At 71.3% G+C, this 20,340-nt stretch carries 20 protein-coding genes; 11 read left to right on the top strand and 9 right to left on the bottom strand.

Annotation, left to right across the window (positions count from 1 at the left end):
* Positions 1-7: 7 nt before the first annotated feature.
* From WFJ17_RS00100 to WFJ17_RS00090, 3 genes are read right to left on the bottom strand one after another with little or no spacing between them, the layout of a single operon-like run.
* Positions 8-409 carry a RidA family protein gene (locus WFJ17_RS00100; protein ID WP_251447798.1) on the bottom strand — a complete coding sequence of 134 codons (402 nt, stop codon included), beginning with the start codon at positions 407-409 and terminating at the stop codon, positions 8-10.
* Entirely contained in the window at positions 406-1,179 is a 774-nt protein-coding gene (locus WFJ17_RS00095; RefSeq protein WP_336647330.1) for an IclR family transcriptional regulator, read from the bottom strand. Before WFJ17_RS00095 ends, WFJ17_RS00100 begins: the two co-directional genes overlap by 4 nt.
* A complete protein-coding gene (locus tag WFJ17_RS00090; RefSeq protein WP_336647329.1) occupies positions 1,176-2,144 on the bottom strand; it encodes a sugar kinase in 969 nt (322 codons plus the stop codon). The genes WFJ17_RS00095 and WFJ17_RS00090 overlap by 4 nt, the downstream gene beginning before the upstream one ends.
* A 78-nt stretch (positions 2,145-2,222) precedes the next feature.
* On the opposite strand from WFJ17_RS00090, the gene WFJ17_RS00085 reads away from it, so the two are divergent.
* The 3 genes from WFJ17_RS00085 to WFJ17_RS00075 are packed head-to-tail and all read left to right on the top strand — an operon-like array spanning position 2,223 to position 5,787.
* Positions 2,223-3,554, top strand: coding sequence for an amino acid deaminase (locus WFJ17_RS00085; RefSeq protein WP_336647328.1), 1,332 nt, complete (start codon positions 2,223-2,225; stop codon positions 3,552-3,554).
* A 2-nt stretch (positions 3,555-3,556) separates the two neighbouring features.
* Entirely contained in the window at positions 3,557-5,164 is a 1,608-nt protein-coding gene (locus WFJ17_RS00080) for an N-acyl-D-amino-acid deacylase family protein (RefSeq protein ID WP_336647327.1), read from the top strand.
* On the top strand, positions 5,161-5,787 hold the full coding sequence (locus WFJ17_RS00075; RefSeq protein WP_336647326.1) for a bifunctional 4-hydroxy-2-oxoglutarate aldolase/2-dehydro-3-deoxy-phosphogluconate aldolase: 627 nt from the start codon (positions 5,161-5,163) through the stop codon (positions 5,785-5,787). The genes WFJ17_RS00080 and WFJ17_RS00075 overlap by 4 nt, the downstream gene beginning before the upstream one ends.
* A gap of 11 nt (positions 5,788-5,798) precedes the next feature.
* Here the strand turns inward: WFJ17_RS00075 and WFJ17_RS00070 are convergent, their stop codons facing one another.
* The gene (locus tag WFJ17_RS00070) at positions 5,799-7,427 is read right to left on the bottom strand and encodes a beta-N-acetylhexosaminidase (protein WP_336647325.1); all 1,629 of its coding nucleotides are present in this window, start codon (positions 7,425-7,427) and stop codon (positions 5,799-5,801) included.
* A 139-nt stretch (positions 7,428-7,566) separates the two neighbouring features.
* Here WFJ17_RS00070 and WFJ17_RS00065 point away from each other — a divergent pair, with 139 nt between their 5' ends.
* The 4 genes from WFJ17_RS00065 to WFJ17_RS00050 all read left to right on the top strand — a co-directional run bounded on the left by WFJ17_RS00065 (position 7,567) and on the right by WFJ17_RS00050 (position 12,529).
* A complete protein-coding gene (locus WFJ17_RS00065; RefSeq protein ID WP_251447781.1) occupies positions 7,567-8,901 on the top strand; it encodes an extracellular solute-binding protein in 1,335 nt (444 codons plus the stop codon).
* A 24-nt stretch (positions 8,902-8,925) separates the two neighbouring features.
* Complete coding sequence (locus WFJ17_RS00060) at positions 8,926-9,918, top strand: carbohydrate ABC transporter permease (protein ID WP_336647324.1); 993 nt, start codon at positions 8,926-8,928, stop codon at positions 9,916-9,918.
* Positions 9,915-10,766, top strand: coding sequence for a carbohydrate ABC transporter permease (locus WFJ17_RS00055; protein ID WP_336647323.1), 852 nt, complete (start codon positions 9,915-9,917; stop codon positions 10,764-10,766). Before WFJ17_RS00060 ends, WFJ17_RS00055 begins: the two co-directional genes overlap by 4 nt.
* A gap of 284 nt (positions 10,767-11,050) precedes the next feature.
* Positions 11,051-12,529, top strand: coding sequence for an APC family permease (locus WFJ17_RS00050; RefSeq protein ID WP_292887340.1), 1,479 nt, complete (start codon positions 11,051-11,053; stop codon positions 12,527-12,529).
* Positions 12,530-12,613: 84 nt separating this feature from the next.
* Here WFJ17_RS00050 and WFJ17_RS00045 read toward each other — a convergent pair whose 3' ends face one another.
* A complete protein-coding gene (locus WFJ17_RS00045; protein ID WP_251447768.1) occupies positions 12,614-13,711 on the bottom strand; it encodes an ATP-binding protein in 1,098 nt (365 codons plus the stop codon).
* 175 nt (positions 13,712-13,886) lie between these two features.
* Here WFJ17_RS00045 and WFJ17_RS00040 point away from each other — a divergent pair, with 175 nt between their 5' ends.
* Together WFJ17_RS00040 and WFJ17_RS00035 are read left to right on the top strand one after the other, a co-directional pair.
* Positions 13,887-14,108, top strand: a complete 222-nt coding sequence (locus WFJ17_RS00040) for a hypothetical protein (protein WP_251447765.1) — start codon at positions 13,887-13,889, stop codon at positions 14,106-14,108.
* Positions 14,109-14,157: 49 nt separating this feature from the next.
* A complete protein-coding gene (locus WFJ17_RS00035) occupies positions 14,158-15,228 on the top strand; it encodes a hypothetical protein (protein ID WP_336647322.1) in 1,071 nt (356 codons plus the stop codon).
* A 274-nt stretch (positions 15,229-15,502) separates the two neighbouring features.
* On the opposite strand, the gene WFJ17_RS00030 is transcribed toward WFJ17_RS00035, so the two are convergent.
* From WFJ17_RS00030 to WFJ17_RS00020, 3 genes are all read right to left on the bottom strand, one after another.
* The gene (locus WFJ17_RS00030) at positions 15,503-16,075 is read right to left on the bottom strand and encodes a copper resistance protein CopC (protein WP_295033304.1); all 573 of its coding nucleotides are present in this window, start codon (positions 16,073-16,075) and stop codon (positions 15,503-15,505) included.
* The gene (locus WFJ17_RS00025; RefSeq protein ID WP_251447758.1) at positions 16,072-16,794 is read right to left on the bottom strand and encodes a YcnI family copper-binding membrane protein; all 723 of its coding nucleotides are present in this window, start codon (positions 16,792-16,794) and stop codon (positions 16,072-16,074) included. Before WFJ17_RS00025 ends, WFJ17_RS00030 begins: the two co-directional genes overlap by 4 nt.
* A gap of 86 nt (positions 16,795-16,880) precedes the next feature.
* The gene (locus tag WFJ17_RS00020) at positions 16,881-17,480 is read right to left on the bottom strand and encodes a hypothetical protein (protein ID WP_336647321.1); all 600 of its coding nucleotides are present in this window, start codon (positions 17,478-17,480) and stop codon (positions 16,881-16,883) included.
* Between the two features lie 68 nt (positions 17,481-17,548).
* Between WFJ17_RS00020 and tyrS the strand changes: the two genes are divergently transcribed.
* Both tyrS and WFJ17_RS00010 read left to right on the top strand, forming a co-directional pair.
* Positions 17,549-18,850 carry a tyrosine--tRNA ligase gene (gene tyrS, locus WFJ17_RS00015; protein ID WP_251447753.1) on the top strand — a complete coding sequence of 434 codons (1,302 nt, stop codon included), beginning with the start codon at positions 17,549-17,551 and terminating at the stop codon, positions 18,848-18,850.
* Positions 18,851-19,027: 177 nt separating this feature from the next.
* Positions 19,028-19,828 carry a DUF4184 family protein gene (locus tag WFJ17_RS00010; RefSeq protein ID WP_336647320.1) on the top strand — a complete coding sequence of 267 codons (801 nt, stop codon included), beginning with the start codon at positions 19,028-19,030 and terminating at the stop codon, positions 19,826-19,828.
* 317 nt (positions 19,829-20,145) lie between these two features.
* On the opposite strand, the gene WFJ17_RS00005 is transcribed toward WFJ17_RS00010, so the two are convergent.
* A partial coding sequence (locus WFJ17_RS00005; RefSeq protein WP_251447747.1) for a hypothetical protein occupies positions 20,146-20,340 on the bottom strand: 195 nt, incomplete at its 5' end.

Raw genomic sequence — 20,340 nt, 5'->3', positions numbered from 1 at the left:
CGGCGGGTCAGACCACCGCGAGAGCGTCGATCTCGACGAGCATCTCCTCGCGGGGCAGGCCCGTGAACACCGTGGTGCGCGACGGCAGCACACCGCTCGGGGTGTGCTTCGTGACGAACGCGCCGTAGGCCTCGTTCATGATCGCGAAGTCCTCCCGCTTCGTGAGATAGACGCGCAGCATGATCACGTCGTCGAAGGTCGCACCCGACGCCTCGACGATCGCGCGCACGTTCTCGAGCGTGCGGAGGGTCTGGCTCGCGACGTCGCCCGGGAAGAGGTACTCGCCCGTGGCCGGATCCACCGGGCCCTGCCCGGACACCTGCACGATCGGGCCCTTGCGCACTCCCTGTGAGAACACGTGCGCCGGCGCGGGGGCGTCGGCGGTCAGGATGCGGGTCTTCTCGGTCACAGTCGTTCCTCTCGGTCGTTGACGGAGCGCGGAGCCCAGCCCAGGTCTGCGGATGCGCCGCGGGTCGCCGTCATCAGCTGCGGCAGGAGCGCCAGCACCTCGTGCGCAGGCAGCGACAGGGTCGGCACGGAGACCGATGCCGCCGCGACGACCGCCCCGCTGCCGTCGCGGATGGGCGCGGCGATGCAGTTGATGAACGTCTCGTGCTCGGCGCTGTCACGGGCGAAGCCGTCGGCACGCACCCGCTCCAGCTCGGCGAGGAAGTCGGTCGCGTTGCGGATCGTGCGGTCGGTGAACGGCACGTAGTCGATCCCCTCCGCGATCTCCCGGCGGGCGGCGGCGGGAAGATCCGCCAGCAGCACCTTCGCGACCGCGGTGCTGTGCAGGGGGGCGCGCAGGCCGACCCGCGAGTACATGCGGATGCCGGTGCGCGCCTCGAGCTTGTCGATGTAGACGACGTCGCCCGACTCGTAGGCCGCCAGATGCACGGTCTGTCCGGTGTCCTCGTTCAGCCTCTCCAGGTGCGGACGAGCCACGTCGCGGACGTCCCGCTGGGCGAGGGCGGCGCCGGCCAGCTCGAAGAGACGGGATCCGAGCCGGTAGCGGTGCTGCGCATCGTGGGTCACGAAGCGCTGCGCCTCCAGCGTCTGCAGGAGACGCAGGATCGTGGACTTGTGCACGCCGAGGCGCTCGGCGCATTCGTCCAGGGTCTGCGCTCCGTCCTGGAGGGCGGAGAGCAGGTCGAGGGCGCGGGTGACGGTCTGGTTCATCGGCGGGATCCAGGGGCGATGTGGTCGGTGATCGAGGACAGCGCACGGGCGGCCGTGCGATGGCCCTGCTCGACGGAGGCGAAGAGCGGGAGCTGTTGCAGGATACCGGCGAGCAGGCCCGCGGCGAAGGCGTCGCCGGCGCCGATCGCCTCGATCACGGGCACGCGCTCGGGAACCGGGACCTCGACGCGTTCGGCGCCGTCGAACGCGATCACGGCTCCGCCGTCGTTCTTGACGACGAGGCGGCGGGGTTCGGGGAACATCGCCCGCAGTTCCTCGGCCGTGGAGACGCCGAAGACCTCGGTCGCCTCGTCGAGGCCGGCCAGGGCGATGTCGCAGGTGCGCATGAGCTCGGCGAGCTGCAGACGACCAGCCGCCTCGCGCCCGTGCCAGAGCCGGTGGCGCCAGTTCAGATCGAAGGAGACCAGGCCCCGCGGGCGCACCCGGGCGACGAGCGCGTGCTGCGCCGCCGAGGCGGAGTCCGACAAAGCCGGGGTGATGCCGGTGGTGTGCACGATCGCGGCCTGGTCGAGCACTCGGGCCACGGCGGGGGTGTCGAGCAGAGCGGGCGTGAGATGGGCGCCGGCGGAGCCGCTGCGGAAGTAGTGCATCCGGCTGCGGGCGGGGCCGAGGTCGGTGGGCCGGCCGGTGCCGCCGCCGACCTCCTTGAAGTACAGGCCCGTGGCGCGCGCCGGGTCGACGGCGCAGGCCGAGGTGTCGACGCCCAGCAGTCGCAGCTCGTCGACGATGTAGCGGCCGAAGCCGTCGTCGCCGACCTGGCTGATCACCGAGGTCGGCACGCCGAGGGCGGCGAGGGCGATCGCGACGTTCGCCTCCGCGCCGCCGAGCGAGCGGCGGAAGACCGGGGAGGCCTCCAGCGGACCCGGGACGTCCTGCACGAGCACGACCAGGGCTTCGCCGAATGCGGCGGCGCGCAGCGTGGAGGAGGGGGACGGCGCGGACATGCTCTCGACCCTAGTGGAGGGGAGCGAAAGTGTGCAATGGATATTGCGCATGACGCAACAACCGGGCATCATGATCGTGTGGATGACTCCGATCGCACCGCTTCGCCCTCCTCCGTCTCCGCTCCGACCGTCTCCGCCGCGGCCGGACGCCGGGTGTCCGCGCAGGACAAGTCCTTCCCGCCTTCCGCGCAGGGTCACCTGCTCGGGGAGCTCCTGGCCGGCGCCCCGCGACTCTCCGACTTCCCCACGCCGCTGCTCACGCTCGACCGGGTAGCCCTCGCGCACAACGTCGGCCTCATGGCCGGATGGGCCGACGAGGCGGGGGTGCTGCTCGCGCCGCACGGCAAGACCACGATGGCCCCGGTGCTGTGGCGGCAGCTGCTCGACGCCGGCGCGTGGGCGCTGACCTTCGCGACGGCCTGGCAGGCCCAGGTCGCACTCGCGAACGGCGTGCCCAGGATCCTCGTCGCCAACGAGGTCGTGGATCCGGTCGCCCTGCGCGGCCTCGCCGACGCGCTCGCGGCGGATCCCGGGCTCGAGGTGCTCTGCTGGGCCGATGGCGTGGCGGCGGTCGAGGTGATGACCGCCGCGCTGGGAGCCCCCGCGCGCCCGCTGCGGGTGCTGGTGGAGCTCGGCGGCGCCGGCGGGCGCACGGGCGCCAGGGACCGCGCCACGGCACGCGCGGTCGCCGCCGCGATCGCCGCCTCGCCCGCCCTCGAGCTCGCGGGCGTCGGCGGTTACGAGGGCGCGCTCGCCCACGACCGCACCGCGGCGTCACTCGCCGCGGTCGACGCGTATCTGCACGATCTCGCCGGCCTCCATCGCGAGCTCGCCGAGGCGGGGCTCTATCCGGAGGGCACGCGCCCGGTGGTCACCGCCGGCGGAAGCGCCTACTTCGACCGGGTCGGAGCCGTGCTGCCGGTGCTCTGCCCCGACGCCGACGTAGTGGTGCGATCCGGGGCGTTCCAGGTGCACGACGACGGCTTCTACGCAGGTATCACCCCGATGGGACGCGAGATCGGCACGACCCCGTTCCGCTCCGCGATGCACCTGTGGGCGCGGGTGCTGTCGCGCCCGGAGCCCGGACTCGCCCTGCTCGACGCGGGCCGGCGCGACGCGTCGTTCGACGAAGGGCTGCCCGTCGCGCAGCACGTCTCGGGCCGCCCGGAGGACGACGGAGTGCTCGACGGCTCGCAGGTCACGGCGCTGAACGACCAGCACCTTTTCCTGCGGCTCGCCGAGGCCGCGGTCTCCGACGGCCGTGCGGATCAGCTGCGCGTCGGCGACGTCGTGCGACTCGGGCTCTCGCACCCGTGCACCGCGCTCGACAAGTGGCGACTGATCCCGGTGGTGGCCGACGCCGACGCGGCGGATCCGCTCGTCGTCGACGCCGTGGAGACCTGGTTCTGAGCGTGCCGGGCACCCTGCTCCGGCGCGCCACCGTCATCGACGGAACCGGCGCGCCCCGCCGCACGGCGGACGTGCTGCTGCGCGGCGGGCGGATCGCGCAGATCGCACCCCCCGGATCCCTGACCGCCGTCGAGGGGGCGGGCGTCGAGGAGGCAGCGGGCCTGGTCCTCGCCCCCGGGTTCATCGACATGCACGCGCACTCGGATCTGGCGGTGCTCGCCGACCCTGAGCACATCGCGAAGATCGGGCAGGGAGTGACCTGCGAGGTCATCGGGCAGGACGGCATCGGCTACGCCCCGGTCGACGAGCGGATCGCCGGCGCCGTCCGCCGGCAGATCGCGGGCTGGAACGGCCAGCCCGGGCTCGAGCTCGACTGGCGGGACATGGCCGGGTTCCTGGACCGGCTCTCCTACGGCACGGCGACCAACACGGCGGTGCTGGTGCCGCAGGGCAACCTGCGGCTGCTGACGGTCGGAGCCGCCGACCGCCCCGCCGGCGCCGCGGAGCTGGCCGACATGCGGCGGATCCTCGACGAGTCCCTCGCCGCCGGCGCCGTCGGCATGTCGAGCGGTCTCACCTACGCCCCGGGCATGTACGCCGACACGGCAGAGCTCACGGCGCTCTGCGAGATCGTCGCGGCGCACGGCGGCTTCTTCGCCCCGCACACCCGCTCCTACGGCGCCGGTGCGCTGGAGGCCTATGCCGAGGTCATCGGGATCGCCCGGGAGACCGGCTGCGCCCTGCACCTGGCGCACGCGACCCTCAACTTCCCGTCCAACGCGGGGGCCGCGCCCCGCTTCCTGGAGATGGTCGATCAGGCCCTCGCGGACGGCGTGGACATCACGATGGACAGCTACCCGTACCTGCCCGGGGCCACCACGCTCGTGGCCCTGCTGCCCAGCTGGATCGCGGCCGGCGGGGTCGACGCGCTCCGGGACCGCCTCGCGGCCGGACGGGACAGGGACGCGCTCGTGCGCGCGCTCGACGTCGACGGGTGCGACGGCTTCCACGGCGAGCGGGCCGACTGGTCGCGCATCCAGATCTCCGGGGTGGGTGATCCGGCCCTCCGCGCGCTGGTGGGCCGCACGATCGCCGACATCGCCCAGGAGACGGGCGAGGCGCCCGTCGACGCGGTGATCCGGATCCTGCTCGCCGACGACCTCGCCACAGGCGTGCTCATGCACATCGGCCATGAGGAGAACGTGCAGGCGATCATGCGCCACCCGATGCACACCGGCGGCAGCGACGGGATCCTCGTCGGCGACCGACCGCACCCGCGCTCGTGGGGCGCCTTCCCGCGCTATCTCGCGCGCTACGTCCGCGACCTGGGCGTGCTGAGCCTCGAAGAGGCGATCCGGCATCTCAGCGGCACCCCGGCCCGCCGGCTGCGCCTGCACGAACGGGGCCTGGTGCGCGAGGGGTGGATCGCCGACCTCGTGCTCTTCGACCCCGAACGGATCCAGGACCGTGCCACGTTCGAGCACCCGCGCCGGATCGCCGACGGCATCCGCGCCGTGTGGGTGGGCGGCGAGCTCGCCGTCGAGGAGGGCCGGCGCACCGGAAGCCTGTCCGGCAAGAGCCTGCGGGCGACCGACGAGGGGACGAGATGACCGACACCGCGATGGAGCTGCTGAGCCGGGACGCCGTGCTCGCCCTGCCGAGGATCTCCCGGATCCCGGATCCGATCCCGCTGCTCGCGGCGCTCGCCGCAGGCGGGATCCATGTCGTCGAGTTCGCGTTCACGACGCCGGGGGTCACCGACCTCATCGCCCGGGGCGCGGAGGCGCCCGACGTGCGGGTCGGCGCGGGAACCGTCACCACGGCGGCGCAGGCCACGGCGGCGATCTCGGCGGGCGCGTCGTTCCTGGTCACCCCTGGCGTCGTGGAGGAGGTCGCGATGATCGCGGGCGCCGCGGCGGTGCCGGTGATCATGGGGGCGCTCACGCCGACCGAGGCGCTGACCGCGGTGCGGCTGGGGGCGGCCGCGGTGAAGATCTTCCCGGCCGGCGCCGTGGGCCCCGGCTACTTCCGGCATCTGGCGGGGCCGTTCCCCGACATGCCGCTGGTCGCCTCCGGCGGGCTGGACGAGACCAACGCCGCGGACTACCTGCGCGCCGGCGCGCTCGCGGTCACGGCGGGGTCCAGCGTCGTGGCGGCCGACGACGTCGCGCACGGGCGCTGGGACCGGATCGCCGCGCGCGCCCGCGCCTTCGTGGCGGCCGCGCGCGGCTGACGATCGCGGGACTACGCGAGGTTGGACGTCAGGCGGGCGATCTCGGCGGCGCGCTCCGCGCGGTCGTAGGGCTGCCCCGGAACGCCCGGCCGCTGCTGCCAGGGGTGCGGGCCGCTCGCGGGACGGTACTCCACGCCCGCGGCGTCGAGGCGGGCGAGGTGCCCGTCGAGGCGGTCCGCGAAGGACGCGACGGCGGAGGGATCCTGTCCGCTCCACAGCGCCTCCGCGAGCGCGCACAGCCGGGGGAAGAGCTGGTAGTCCAGGCGCCGCGCCGAGTCGACGTGCTCGGTCCACAGGTTGCCCTGGCCGCCGACGATGCGTCCGTGGTGCTCGGGTTCGAGGCCGGCCGGGATCGGGTCGAAGGCGCGCACCTGCGCGATCGTGGTGACCACGCCGACGGGGATCGGCTCCTCGGGGAGGGCGGACTGCCGGTAGTCGAGATAGACCGTGTCCTCCGGGCACATCACCACGTCCGCACCGCGGCGCGCGGCGATGACCGCGCCGGCGGTGCCGCGCCACGAGGCGACGGTCGCCTCGGAGACCAGGCCGCCCTCGAGGATCTCGTCGAAGCCGTACACCCGCCGCCCGCGCGAGCGCAGGTGCGCGTCGATCCGGGAGACGAACCAGGCCTGCAGCTGCTCCTCGGTGTCCAGACCCAGCTCGGCCTTGCGCCGCTGGGTGGCGGGGTCGGCGCGCCATTCGTCCTTGCGGCACTCGTCGCCGCCGATGCCGATCACCGGTGAGGGGAAGATGTCGATGATCTCGTCGAGCACGGTGCAGAAGAACGCGATGGTGGGCTCATCGAGCCGCAGCGCGTGCGGATTGACGCCCCATCGGGTCCAGGGGTGCTCCTCCGCGACGAAGCCGAGCTCGGGGTAGGCGGCGATCGCGGCCTGCACGTGGCCCGGCATCTCGATCTCCGGCACGACGGCGATCCCGTGCGCCGCCGCGTACGCGACGATCTCGCGGAGATCCTCCTGCGTGTAGAAGCCGCCATGGGGGCGCCCGTCCTGGGTCGCGCCCGGGCCGGAGCCGATCTGCGAGGAGGGCCGCCAGCCGCCCACCGAGGTGAGCCGCGGATAGGCGCGGATCTCGGCGCGCCAGCCCTGATCGTCGGTGAGGTGCAGATGGAGCACGTTCAACCGGTGCATCGCGAGCAGGTCGATGAGGCGCAGCACCTCGTGGACGGGGAAGAAGTGCCGTGCGGTGTCGAGCATGAGCCCGCGCCAGGCGAAACGCGGTGCGTCCTCGATGCGCACCGGGGGCACGCGCCAGTCGGGCGAGGCGGAGTCCGTGCGGATCCCGGCCCGGCGGTGCACCTGCGCAGGGAGCAGCTGCAGCAGCGTCTGCGCCGCCCAGTGCGCTCCGCGCTCGCCGCCCGCGTCGATCCGGATCCGCTCCGGGGTCACCTCGAGCACGTAGGCCTCGTCCTCGAGGCGGGGGTCCTGCTGCAGCAGGATCCCGGCGTCCTCGGCGGACGCCGCCGTGCCGAGAGGGATCCCGGTCGCGGTGCGCAGCGCGGTCTGCAGGACGCGCGCGGCATCGGCGAGGGCGCCGTCGGCATGGATCCGCAGGCCGGCGGTGAGCGCGAATCCTCCGGGCGTCGTCGTGACACGGGCGGGGAGCGGGACGAGGTCCATCGAGGCAACTCCTTTATTGTTGCGTATACTGCAACGCTATTGCATCCTGCGAAACAAGCCTATATGGTCGGTCCCGTCGGCGTCGACGGACTCGAAGACGACGCGGACGCACCGACTTCGTCCTGTGAGGAGAGCAATGATGCGCAGCACACGATTCGCAGTCCTGGGGGTCACCGGCGTCGCCGCCGCGCTGGTCCTGGCCGGCTGCTCGGGCGGTTCGGGAGGCTCCGGATCCGCGGGCGGCGGCTCCGGAGCCGTCGACCTGAGCAAGGTCGACGGCAAGGGAAAGACCCTCGCCGTCTGGGTCATGAACGGCGACCTCAGCGACGAGACGATCAAGGCCGTCAACGACGAGTTCGAGAAGGCGACCGGCGCGAAGGTCGACGTGCAGATGCAGCAGTGGGACGGGATCACCACCAAGCTGACCACGGCGCTGGCCGGCAACAGCGCCCCCGACGTCATCGACGTGGGCAACACCCAGGTCGCCTCCTACGCGGCCACCGGAGGTCTCGCCGACCTCACCGCCTACCGCACGCAGCTCGAGCAGGGGCAGAAGTGGCTCGGCGGCCTGGTCGATCCGGCGACGGTGGACGGCAAGCTCTACGCGGTGCCCTCGTTCGCCGGAGACCGCGCCGTCGTCTACAACAAGAAGGTCTGGGCCGATGCGGGCGTCACGGAGGTGCCGAAGACGTACGAGGAGCTGACCGCGGCGCTGGACAAGATCAAGGCGAAGAACACCGCCAGCGACTTCTCCGCCTTCTACCTGCCGGGCCAGTTCTGGTACGCGGGCATGCAGTTCGTCTGGGATGCGGGCGGCGAGATCGCCACCGCGAAGGGCGGCACCTGGTCGGGCGGGCTCTCCGGCGGCGATGCCCAGAAGGGCCTGAAGGCGTTCACGACGTTCCAGAACGCCTACTCGACCCCGGCGTCGATCACGGTGAACACGAACGCGCCGGATCAGGACGCGATCTTCGCCAACGGCCAGACCAGCGCCGTGCTCGCCACCGCCGCGCACGTGAAGAAGATCCAGCAGGCCAACCCCGCGCTCACGGACGACGTGATCGGCACCTTCCCGTTCCCCGGAGTCTCGGGCAAGAACCAGCCCGTGATGCTCGGCGGCAGCGACTGGGGTGTGGCGCAGAAGAGCAAGAACCAGCAGCTCGCGCTCGCCTGGATCAAGATCGCCGCGAGCCCGTCGATCCAGCACGACTACGTCTTCGGCAAGGACAACTGGATCCCGAACAGCGAGGACGGCATCAAGAAGGCGCAGGACGCGGGTCTCACGCCGAAGCAGGAGGGCTTCTTCACCGCGGCGCTCATCTCGAAGGCGACGCCGGCGGCCGCCGACTGGACAACGATCGAGGGCGACAAGACGATGGAGGAGTTCTTCCAGTCGATCGCCAAGGGCGAGGACCCCGCCTCCGCCGCGAAGACCGTGGACGCGCACATCGCGTCCACGCTGAACGGGAAGTGACGCGCCGCACCGCGCGAGCCGATCATGACCGTCACTCAGACTGAGGCCCTGACGACCGGGCGCAAGCCCGCCCGGTCGCCGGGGCCCCGGCGCCCCAGGCCGGCGACCTTCGCGCTGCCGGTCGGAATGCGCTCCCGGTCCGCGCCGTGGATCCTGCTCTCGCCGGCGGGAGTCGTCTGCGTCGCGCTGATCGTGGTCCCGATCGTGTTCCTGGTGTTCACCTCGTTCACGGACTACGACCAGAAGACCCTCTTCACCGGGGCGTTCTCCCTGGTGGGTCTCGAGCAGTACGCGACCGTGCTGACGGATGTGGAGTTCTGGTGGGCGCTGCTGCGCACGCTCTGGTTCACCGTGGCCATGGTGGCGGGCACGGTCGTCATCGGCATGGCGGTCGCGCAGCTGATGACGCGGATCGGGTCGGTGATGCGCTATCTCGTCACGATCGCCCTCGTCGTCGCCTGGGCGATGCCGAACGTGGCCTCCTCGCAGGTGTGGGTGTGGCTCTTCCAGCCGGGTTACGGCGTGATCAACTGGCTGCTGACCCAGCTGCGCGTCTTCGGTGATCTGACGAATCTCAACTGGGCGCAGGATCCGGTGTTCGCGTTCGCGAGCATCTGGATGCTGGTGGTGTGGCAGGCCGTGCCGTTCATCGCCCTCACCCTGTATGCGGCGCAGAACCAGGTCTCGGGCGAGTACCTGGAGGCCGCCCGCCTGGACGGCGCCGGCGAATGGACCATCTACTGGCGCGTGCTGCTGCCTGCGCTGCGGCCGACCCTGCTGCTGCTCATCGTGCTGTCGATCATCTGGGACTTCAACGTGTTCAACCAGATCTGGCTCGTCTCCGGGGGAGGCCCCGGCTCGGCGACGACGACGCTCGGGATCTACTCCTACAAGACGGCGTTCGTCGGGTTCCAGATCGGCCAGGGCGCCGCGATCGCGTTGATCACGACCGTCCTGCTGCTCATCCTGAGCAGCATCTACGTGCGCAACCTCATCCGAGCGGGGGAAGACCTGTGAGCGCGACTGCCGTACCGCGGCGGCGGGTCCGCCGCCCCTGGCTCGCCACCACACTCGCGGCGCTGTTCGTGGTGGTGTGGCTGTTCCCCCTGTACTGGATGCTGAACACCGCGTTCAAGCCACGGGACGAGGTGCTCACCCCGGTGCCGAGGTTCCTCCCGAGCCGGTTGAACGTCGACAACTTCGTGATCGCGCTCACCCAGACCGATTTCCTCGTGAATCTCCGCAACAGCGTGATCGTGGTCTTCTCGGCCGTGATCTTCGCGATCGTCATCGGCTTCCTGGCCTCGGCGGCGCTCACGAGGTTCCGCTTCCGCGGGCGCCGGTCGATCATGATCTCGCTGCTGGCCGCGCAGATGCTGCCCGGTGCCGCGCTCCTGATCCCGCTGTTCCTGATCTTCAACGAAGCGGGACTCACCGGGACCTACGCGGGCCTGATCCTCGTGTACATCGGGCACGTCCTGCCCTTCGCGATCTGGACCATGCGCGGGTTCTTCCTCGCCATCCCGGTCGAGATCGAGGAGGCGGCGCAGATCGACGGCGCTTCGACCTGGCGGATCCTGCGATCGGTGCTGCTGCCGCTCGTGCTGCCAGGGGTGATCTCGACGAGCGTGTTCGCCTTCATCACGGCGTGGAACGACTACATCCTCGCGTACACGTTCATGAAGGACTCCTCGATGTACACACTGACGATCTGGCTCGCGTCCTTCAGCACGGTCACCAAGGGCACCGACTTCGGAGCGCAGATGGCCGCATCCGTGCTGTTCTCGCTGCCGGTCGTGGTCTTCTTCCTGTTGGTGCAGCGCCGTCTCGTGTCCGGGATGGCCGCCGGCGCCGTCAAGGGGTGAGGGAGGTGTGGGGCCCGGTTCGGGTGCCGGGCCCCACCGGCGATGCGGGTTGCCTTCGGTGTCGTCCGGACCTTCGCATCTCGAATCGAATCCGTCGAATGGGCAACGGATCCCTATGTGTTTGCCGAAAGAATCCACGGGAATCCGCGGGATTCCGCGCTTCGCGACCCCGCTTCGGAATCCGCGCCGGAATTGATCGGATCCCGCTCTAGGCGCGGGGGGATCCGCGGTGCTAGCGTCCCTCTGTCATCCCCCACACCCGACGATGAGACAGGGGAATCAGAGTGACCCGGAATCCACTCGAGACGGACACGTCCCTGCAGCGTGCGATCGACTACGAACAGCACGCACTGCAGGCCGGCGGCGTCTCCAAGGCGGGCTCGACGCTCATGGCCGTCGCCGGCAGCGCCCCCGCATACTCCATCGCGGCCAGCACCGCGCTGCTCATCGGCGCCGCCGGTGTCGGAGCCCCCGCCGCCCTGCTCTGGTGCGGCATCCCGATGCTCGGCATCGCGTTCGCGTTCAGCCATCTCGCGCGGGTCGACAGCCACGCCGGGGCCTCGTTCTCCTGGGTCGCGCGCGGACTGCACCCCCTGCTCGGCTTCTTCGCCGGGTGGGCGCTCGTGATCTCGGCGACCGTGTTCATGGTGGCGGGCGCCCTGCCCGCCGGCCAGATGACGGTCGCGCTGTTCGCCGGCGACAAGGTCGCCAACGGGAACACGCTGCTCGTGACGTGCGTCGGAGCCCTCTGGTTCCTGGTCATGGCGGCCGCGGTGATCTTCGGCGTGCACACCACCGAGCGCGCCCAGTGGATCATGTCGGTCGTCGAGGTCGGGATCCTGGTGGTGTTCGCCGCGATCGCGATCCCGCGCGCGATCACCACCTACCACCACGGTGCGACGTTCTCGTGGGACTGGTTCGGCTTCGGGCACCTCACCGGAGCCGGGGTCTTCGTCTCGGCGGCCCTCATCGCGGCCTTCTACTACTGGGGCTGGGACGTGACGGCCAACCTCGGCGAGGAGACGAAGAACGCGCACAAGACCACGGGTATGGCCGGCATCCTCGGCATCGTCATCGTGTTCATCCTCTTCGAGATCTACACGACGACGACCCTGGTGATGCTGCCGGGCAAGACCATCGAGGAGAACAGCGGCAACGTGCTCAGCGTGCTCGGCGACGCGATCATGCCGGGCATCGGCGGCAAGATCCTCATCATCGCCGTCGCGCTCTCCACGATCGCGACGCTGGAGACCACGCTCGTGCAGGTGAGCCGCACGCTGTTCGCGATGGGGCGCGACCGCACCATCCCGTTCGCGTTCGGCCGGATCAACCGCAAGTGGAAGACGCCCGTGTTCGCGACGCTCGTCGTCGTCGTGGTCTCCCTGCTGCTGTTCGTGCTCGCCAACCTCTTCGGCGGCAGTGTCGCCGAGATCCTCGGCTGGGCCGTGTCGTCGATCGGGATCCAGATCGCGTTCTACTACTCGCTCGCCGGGCTCGCCGTGGTGATCGGGTTCCGCAGGGTGATCTTCCGATCCGTGAAGAACATCATCCTGATCGGGATCTGGCCACTCCTCGGGGCCCTGTTCATGATGTACATCTTCGTCGCCTCGATCGTCAGCCCCGACACCGAGTGGCAGGTCAAGGTGCTGGGTCTCGGCCTGCTGGTCCTCGGGATCATCCCGCTCGCGCTGTTCTACCGCAGGGCGCGGGCCGCCTACTTCTCCCGGCGTCCGCTCGAGGTCCCGGAGGACTTCTCGGCATAGTCCGATCCGCCGAGGGTTCGGGGCGGGGCGTTCACAGACGCCCCGCCCCGCACCCGTCTGCGCGGGTTTCCCGACGGGACGGCATCAGCGCCGGGACTGCGCCCGCAGGTACTCCCGGAGGCCCGGGATCGCGAACGCGACGCGGCCGTAGCCGGCGGACTCGACGAGACCGGCGTCGATGAGGCGCGCGCGGTACTTGCCGACCAGGCTCGGGGTGGCCGCCATGCGCCGCCCGATGTCGCCGACGTCGGTGATGTCCTCGTCGACGGTCATCGCGAGGAGGAAGTCCATGTCCCGTGCGGAGACGACCGCGAGCGCGGCGCCGATGACCGTCTGCTCATTGCGACGGCGCGCCGCGGCGACGGCCTCCGTCACGGCGCTCTCGTCGATCGGCTCCTCCCTCGACTCCGCCTCCCGCCAGAGGCTGTAGCCCACGAGCTGGATGAGGAAGGGGTAGCCGCCGGTGCCCTCGGCGGCGAGTCGCGCCAGCTCGGACGAGATCGGGTGACCGCCCTGGGCGAAGAGCTCGGAATAGGACTGCGCGGTCTCCTCGATCGACGCGGAGTGCAGGTCGATCCGGTCCGCTCGGCGCAGGAACGTGGCGACGCCCTCGTTGAGGAGGTCGGAGACGGCGGCCGGGAGGCCGGCGACGATCAGGGCGATCGGGAGACCCTCGCGGATGAAGTGCTGGATGTTCGCGGCGAGGGCCGCGAGCTCGGTGCGCTCCGCGGCGTGGATCTCGTCGACGGTGATGAGCAGGCCCGTGCGCTGCTGCGCGAGCAGAGTCAGCAGCCGCTGCCCGAGCTCCCGCCAGCCGATCTGCTGCTGCGGGGTCAGCTGGGTGGTCACTCCGAAGCCGGCGGCGGTGATGCCCACGATCCGCCGGCTGACCGGTCCGTCGCCGAGCTCGGTCTCGGCGGTGCGCATCGCTTCGCCGATGCGCGCCGTGAAGCCGGGCGTCGCCGTCTCCGAGAGCACCACCCACCCCTGGGAGCGCGCGAGATCCTCCGCGGCGCCGAGCATGACGGTCTTGCCGACGCCCCGGGCCCCCGTGAAGATGGTGAGCAGACCCGGCGCGCCGGATCCGATGCGCAACCCGTACTCGAACTCCTGGAGGAGTCCTTCGCGGCTGACGACGATCGGCGGGGTGGCCCCCGCGGTCGGGCGGAAGGGGTTCTGCATCGCGGCACCTCGGTAGATCTCGGGTAATCCGGTTAATTTGGTTAATCTTCCCCCGCGCCCCTGCGATCCGCAAGCCATCGACGGTTGCCGTGCAGGCCCGGCGCGGGGATCCTTGTCCTGAGGAGGGGCATGCGGATCCCTCCTCCACCGCATCGTCGCCCGCACAGGAGGATCCATGTCCGAAGACTCACGGTTCTCGCTGAACAGCACCCTGGGGGAGGTCCTCGACGATCCCCGGGCGCGTGCTCTGCTGGACGAGATCGTTCCCGGCGTCTCGACGCACTCGCTGGTGTTCCTCGCCCGCGGGATCACCCTGTCCGACGGCGCGGCGCGACTCGGCTCGATCGAGCCCGAGCGCCTCGCCGAGCTCGACGCGCGGCTGCGCGAGCTGGGCTGAGCCGTCCCCTCCGCCGGGGATCCGACGCGCTCTCCCTAGACTGACGGGGATGATCCGCCCGCACGTCTCGCGATCCACGCACCACACGGTGCACTCCGTGGCGTCGGTCGAGCCGGAGCCGGAGCCGCGTGAGCCGGTCTCCTTCTGGCAACGGATCCTGCGGATGCCGTTGTTCTGGGCGCTGATCTGCGGCGCCCTCGCGGTGCCGTGGTACCTCGCGGGCGATCTGGAGTTCATCCCGTTCCTGCTCACGCTCGTCGGCGGCTGGCTCTGCGGCTTCTCCTTCGTGAACGCGACGCTGCGGATGCCCGCCCGGCGCGGGCTCGTCGTGAGCATCGCGGGCGCCCTGGCCGCGGCGCTGCTGCTGTGGCTGCTCATCCAGGCCGTGCCCGCGATGCTGGCGCCCAAGCCCAATCCTGCAAGGGCCCTCCTCGCCGTGCTGCAGATGGCGGCGGTGCCGGCCGCGGGCTGGGTGTGGTTGGGGCTGATCGGCCGGATCACGGCGTCGATCGGCGCCAGGGACGCCGCCAAGGCGCCCCCCGCGCCGCAGTGGGAGGCCGCTGCGCGCGGCTCGATCACGCGCTTCCGCGCGGTGCCCCTGTCCCGGCGGGAGATCGTGCTCTGGTGGGTGCTCACCGTGATGGTCGCGCTGGCCCTCGTCGCGCTGGTGCTGGTCGTGACCGGTGGCAGGATCCTGGAGGTCGGACCCAAGACGTTCCTGATGCTGTACGTCCTGCTCCCCGGGCTGCCCGCCTATCTGCTCATCTCGTGGCTCCTGCGCCGCCGTGCGGTGGGCTGCGCCGTGGGCTTCGACGCGGAACTGCTGCAGATCGAGGTCGACGGCGTGGTCGAGCGGATCCGCTATCGCGAGCTCGACCGGCTCGTCTGGTGCGCCGAGGGCGACCTCGCCCGGATCGAGGCGAGGGGATCCGGCGTCGATCGCACGCTCGTCGCGGGCATCGCCCGCCGGCCCGGCGGGAACGCCGCGCTCCCGGTGCTGTCGCGCCGGGCTCTGCGCCTGCTCGAGGAGGCGGGTCTCGCCGCGCAGACGCGTCGTGGGAGCCGGGCGCTGACCTTCGTGCGTCCGGCGGGAGACCCGGTTTCCGCGCCCGGCCGCTGAGCGAGCCCGCAGGCCGGCAACCCGGGGTCGTTGAGCGAGCACGCCCGCAGGTCGGCACCCCGGGGTCGTTGAGTGAGCCCGCAGGTCGGTGCCCCGGGGTGGTTGAGCGAGCCTGCAGGTCGGCACCCCGGGGTCGTTGAGCGCGTAGGCCCGAAGGCCGGCGCCCCGGGGTCGTTGAGCGAGCACGGCCGAAGGCCGAGCGAGACGAAACGCGGTGCCCTCTCGGTGCACCGCGCCTCGCCCCGCTCGTCGATCGGACGGCGTCCGCCTCCGGCTAGCTCCGGCGGCCCCGGGCGAGCGCCCAGGCGCCCACCCCGACCCCGATGAGCACGACCGCGCCGATGCCCAGCCCGATCCACAGTCCGGCGTCGGCGGAGGCCTCCGCGGCGGGGGACTCGGAGGGCTCGGACGCGGCGGGGCCGCAGACCGGCTTCGCCGACCCCGCCGCAGCCGGAGTGGCCGAGCCGCCGGGGGCGTAGTCGAAGGTGTAGCTGCCCGAGATCGGATGCCCGTCCGACGACACCACGCGCCACAGCACCTCGTAGGTGCCGGCGGCGCCCAGGGCCACCGGCGAGGACACCACGGGCCCGTTCAGGTCCGGGCACGCGGTCTCGTAGTACTTCTTGTCCGGGCCGATCAGCTGGATCACCGTCGCGCCGTCGGTGCCGAGCGGGTCGGCGCTGAACGTGAGCGACACCGCCGACAGGCTGGTCACGGTCGATCCCTGCGCGGGGTCGGTGCCGTCGAGCGTGTCGTGCGCGCTCGCCGCGGTGGCGGTCCCGGTGGCCAGGACCGCCCCGATCCCGATGGCGGCCGCGAGGGCCGCGAGCCGGTGCCGGGTGCTCACGCGTCCGCCTTCTTCCGGCGGCCGAGGGCGAAGCCGCCGAGCAGCACGCCGCCCGCGGCGACGACGAGCGCGCCGATGCTGAGTCCGAGCGCGAGCCCGTTCTGGCCGTTACCGGGCGCGGGCGCGTCCGCCGCGGGCGCCGCCGTGGCGGTGGTGCCGCCGTGGTGGTCGGCCGGAGGGGCGTCGTTCACCCAGAGCACCGGAGCCGGCTCGAGCGTGTCGTCCTTCTTGACCTGCTCGGGCGTCGCGGACCACTCCACGACGGTGCCGTCGGAGTAGGTCTGCGTCGCCGGGATCACGATGTGCCCGGTGTCGGGCACCGGGCCGAGCGACAGGGTGAAGGTCTGGAACTGTCCGGGCGCGACACCGCCGGCGTCGGCCGTGAACGTGACCTCGGTCGTGGCCTCGCTGATGGTGTTGCCCTCGACCTTCACCGGCTTCGGCAGGGAGGTCTTCGTGGCGGCCCCGGTCCAGCCGGCGGTCGGCTGGTAGCTCACGCTCGTGAACGGGGTGTCGGCGGGCAGATGGATGTCGAGCTTGACCGTGCTGGCCGTGCTCGACTCGTTCGGCACCCGGAACGTGACGTAGGTCCAGGATCCGGCTTCGGCCTGGTTCGGCGTCGCACTCACGTGCGCCGAGGCGGCGAGAGGGGCGACGAGGGCGAGGACCGCTCCGGCCGCGAGGCCGGCGAGCACGCGGGAGACAGGGATGGTGCGCATGGATGGGTTCTTTCTGAGGTCGTGAGGATGCACCGGGGCGCGCTCGGAACGGGCGCCCGTCGAGACGGTGCGAAGGAGAGGGGGAGTCACGCGGTGCGTGGCGGGCCCCTCCAGGACACGGCGGTCAGAGAGAAGAGGGAGCGCAGCACCGGAACCGCCGCGCGCGGTGCGGACGGGACCTGGTGCACCGGCGCCGGCAGGGCGGTGAGCAGGCGGGCGACGAAGGACCAGCCGGACAGGGCGAGCAGCGCGCGCAGCGCCTGCTCGCCGCGGCCCAGCGCCAGGACGGTCAGGATCGCCGCGATCGCGTGCGCGATCCACATCGCGGGCTGCAGGTGCAGGGCGTGCCCGGCGTCGACCGTGGTCGTGCCGAGCGCCCCCGCGAGTTCCGTCCCGTGCAGGTGCCCCGCGAGGGCGGGGGTGCCGGTTCCGGATCCGACCCCGATCAGCAGCAGCCCGTGGAAGGCGAACTGGCTCAGCCCGACCGCGAGCGAGAGCCGGATCCAGCTCAGCCGGCGGCCGGCGAGGGCGATGCACACGGGGGCGGCGAACAGCAGCGCGAGCACGATCCCGATCAGTGGTGCGGGCGAGCCGTCGGCCGTGGAGTGCGAGACGGAGGCCACGAACGTCGCGACCAGGGCGGCGATGAGGCCCCGGACCGTGCGACCTGCGCGCGTTCCCCACACCCTTCCACCCTAGCGGGACGCTCTCGCGCCCCGAACAGTACCGAGAGGAGCGCTGGTAGCCTGATCCGGTGTCGAATGAATCCCTGACGACCGCGGCACCGGCCATCGATCCCACGTTCGAGAACGTGTGGGATGAGCTGGTCTGGCGCGGCCTCGTCCACGTGTCCACGGATCCCGAGGCGCTGCGCGCCCTTCTCGCCGGGCCCGCGATCACGTATTACTGCGGCTTCGACCCGACGGCGCCGAGCCTGCACCTCGGCAACCTCGTGCAGCTGCTCACCATGCGCCGCCTGCAGCTGGCCGGCCACAAGCCCCTCGGGCTCGTCGGCGGATCCACCGGGCTCGTCGGCGATCCGCGTCCGACGGCGGAGCGCACGCTCAACACCCGCGAGACCGTCGAGGAGTGGGTCGGCCGCCTGCGCGCGCAGGTCGAGCGCTTCCTCAGCTTCGAGGGGGACAGTGCCGCGCGCATCGTCAACAACCTGGACTGGACCGCGCCGCTGAGCGCGATCGACTTCCTGCGCGAGATCGGCAAGCACTTCCGCGTCGGCACGATGCTGAAGAAGGACGCGGTCAGCGCCCGGCTGAACTCCGACGCCGGCATCAGCTACACCGAGTTCAGCTACCAGATCCTGCAGGCGCTCGACTACCTCGAGCTACACCGTCAGTACGAGTGCGTGCTGCAGACCGGCGGCAGCGACCAGTGGGGCAACCTGACGAGCGGAACGGATCTGATCCACCGCGTCGAGGGCGTCTCGGTCCACGCGATCGGCACGCCGCTGATCACCAACAGCGACGGCACCAAGTTCGGCAAGAGCGAGGGCAACGCGATCTGGCTCGACGCCGAGATGTGCAGCCCGTACCGGATGTACCAGTTCTGGCTCTCGACGGCCGACGCCGACGTGGTCGACCGGCTGAAGGTCTTCACCTTCCTCTCCCGTGCGGAGATCGGGAAGTACGCGGCGCTCGTCGAGGCGGAACCGTTCCGCCGTGCGGCGCAGAAGCGTCTCGCCCTCGAGGTCGTCGCCACGGTGCACGGAGTCGAGGCGGCCGCCGCCGTGATCGCCGCGTCCGAGGCGCTGTTCGGTCAGGGCGACCTGGCCGCGCTCGACGCGTCGACGCTGCGCTCGGCTCTGGAGGAGCTGCCGAACGCCGCCGTCCCCGCCGGCACCACGGTCGTGGACGCACTGGTCTCGACCGGGCTCGTCTCGAGCGCGTCCGAGGCGCGCCGGGCCATCGCCCAGGGCGGCGTCTCGGTCGACGGCGAGCGGGTGGAGTCCGATGACGTCACCGTGCCGTTCGGCCTCCCGGGCGGCGTCTCGGTGCTGCGCCGCGGCAAGAAGACCCTGGCGGGCCTGCTCCCCGCCTGATCCCGCCGTCGAGGCACGCGGATCCGATCCGCCGACGCCCCCTCTGACGATCCGCGCCCCCTCGGGGGTGCGCACGTCGGAGGGGGCGTCGATCTTTCGGAGGGGCGTCGACGCGGACACGGACCGGTGCGTCTCCCTGCCCGGCGCCTTGTGAGGTGGCCCGGGTAGCGTCGGGGCATGCCGTTCACTCCGAGTCATGCGATCGTGGCGCTGCCGTTCGTCCGCACCCCGCTCGTGCCGGCGGCCGTCGCCATCGGCGCGATGGCCCCCGATCTGCCGCTGTTCACCCGCGGACTGATCGTCGACTACTCGGTGACGCATGATCTGCGCTGGCTGCCGGTGACCGTGATCCTGGCGCTCGTGCTGCTGCTCGTCTGGCGGGTGGTGCTCCGGCCGGCCTGCCGGCTGCTCGCACCGCGCGTCATCGGATCCCGCCTCCCCCCGGAGTGGGACCGAGGGCCGGGAGCGGTAGCGGCGGAGACCTTCGGCTCGGCGTCCCGCGTGGTGCTGCTCCTGGTCGCGCTGGCGATCGGCGTGGTGACGCACATCCTCTGGGATGCGTTCACGCACGAGGGCCGGGGCGGCGTCGCGCTGATCCCCGCGCTCGACGAGCAGTGGGGGCCGCTCCTCGGCTACAAGTGGCTGCAGTACGGCTCGGGGATCGGGGGCGTGCTCGTGCTGGCGATCGCCGGTGCGCTCTGGCTGCGCGGCCGGCCGCGGGGGACGGTGCGCCCGGCACCGCTCGCCATCCGGATGAGCTGGTGGCTCTCACTACCGGTGATGCTGATCGCGGCGGTGCTCCTCGGCTTCGCCGTCTACGGTCCGCTCACCGAGGAGTTCACCGTGCAGCACCTCGCGTACCGCACGCTTCCCCTGGCCTGCGGGGTGTGGGGAGTCCTGACCCTTGTGCTGATCCTGGTGATCCGGAGCGTGCCGGCCAGAGGGGCGAGCGGGGACGAACAAGGGGACGGGCGGTGAACGGATGCGGAACGGCGCGCGACACGCCCGAGAAGCAGCCCCGATTTGCCGGACCCCCGGGATCCACGTAAGTTATTACCTGTTCGCCCCAAGCGGTAGAGCGAAGGGCCGGAAGGCCTGACTCCCCAAGCGGCGAACATCACCCACCTTCTTCTTCGGAAGTCGGTTCCTCTTCGCAGGTTCTCCCTGAGACGAGGTCAAGCGCGTGCGCTTGAGAGGGTGACCGTCCGCCAGGATCGTCGATTTGACAAGCTGGCCGGGAGGGCTAAGCTAGAGAAGTTGCCTCGGAAACGAGGAAACGGATCCGGTTCCAAACCTCACGGCGTGTCGATTTGACAGCCGGAGCGAGACGGATAAGATAGAGAAGTTGCCCTGAAGGGAAGGCCGAGAGGCCGGAACGCAGGAGCATCCGATCCTTGAGAACTCAACAGCGTGCACTTGTCAAATGCCAATTTATTCCTCGTCCAGTCTTCGGGCTGGTTGAGAAATTCCTTTGGATCAAAGACCAACTC

The sequence above is a fragment of the Microbacterium sp. MMO-10 genome (assembly GCF_037148715.1).
Classification (GTDB): Bacteria; Actinomycetota; Actinomycetes; order Actinomycetales; family Microbacteriaceae; genus Microbacterium.
This window is presented reverse-complemented; position numbering and strand designations above follow the sequence as displayed.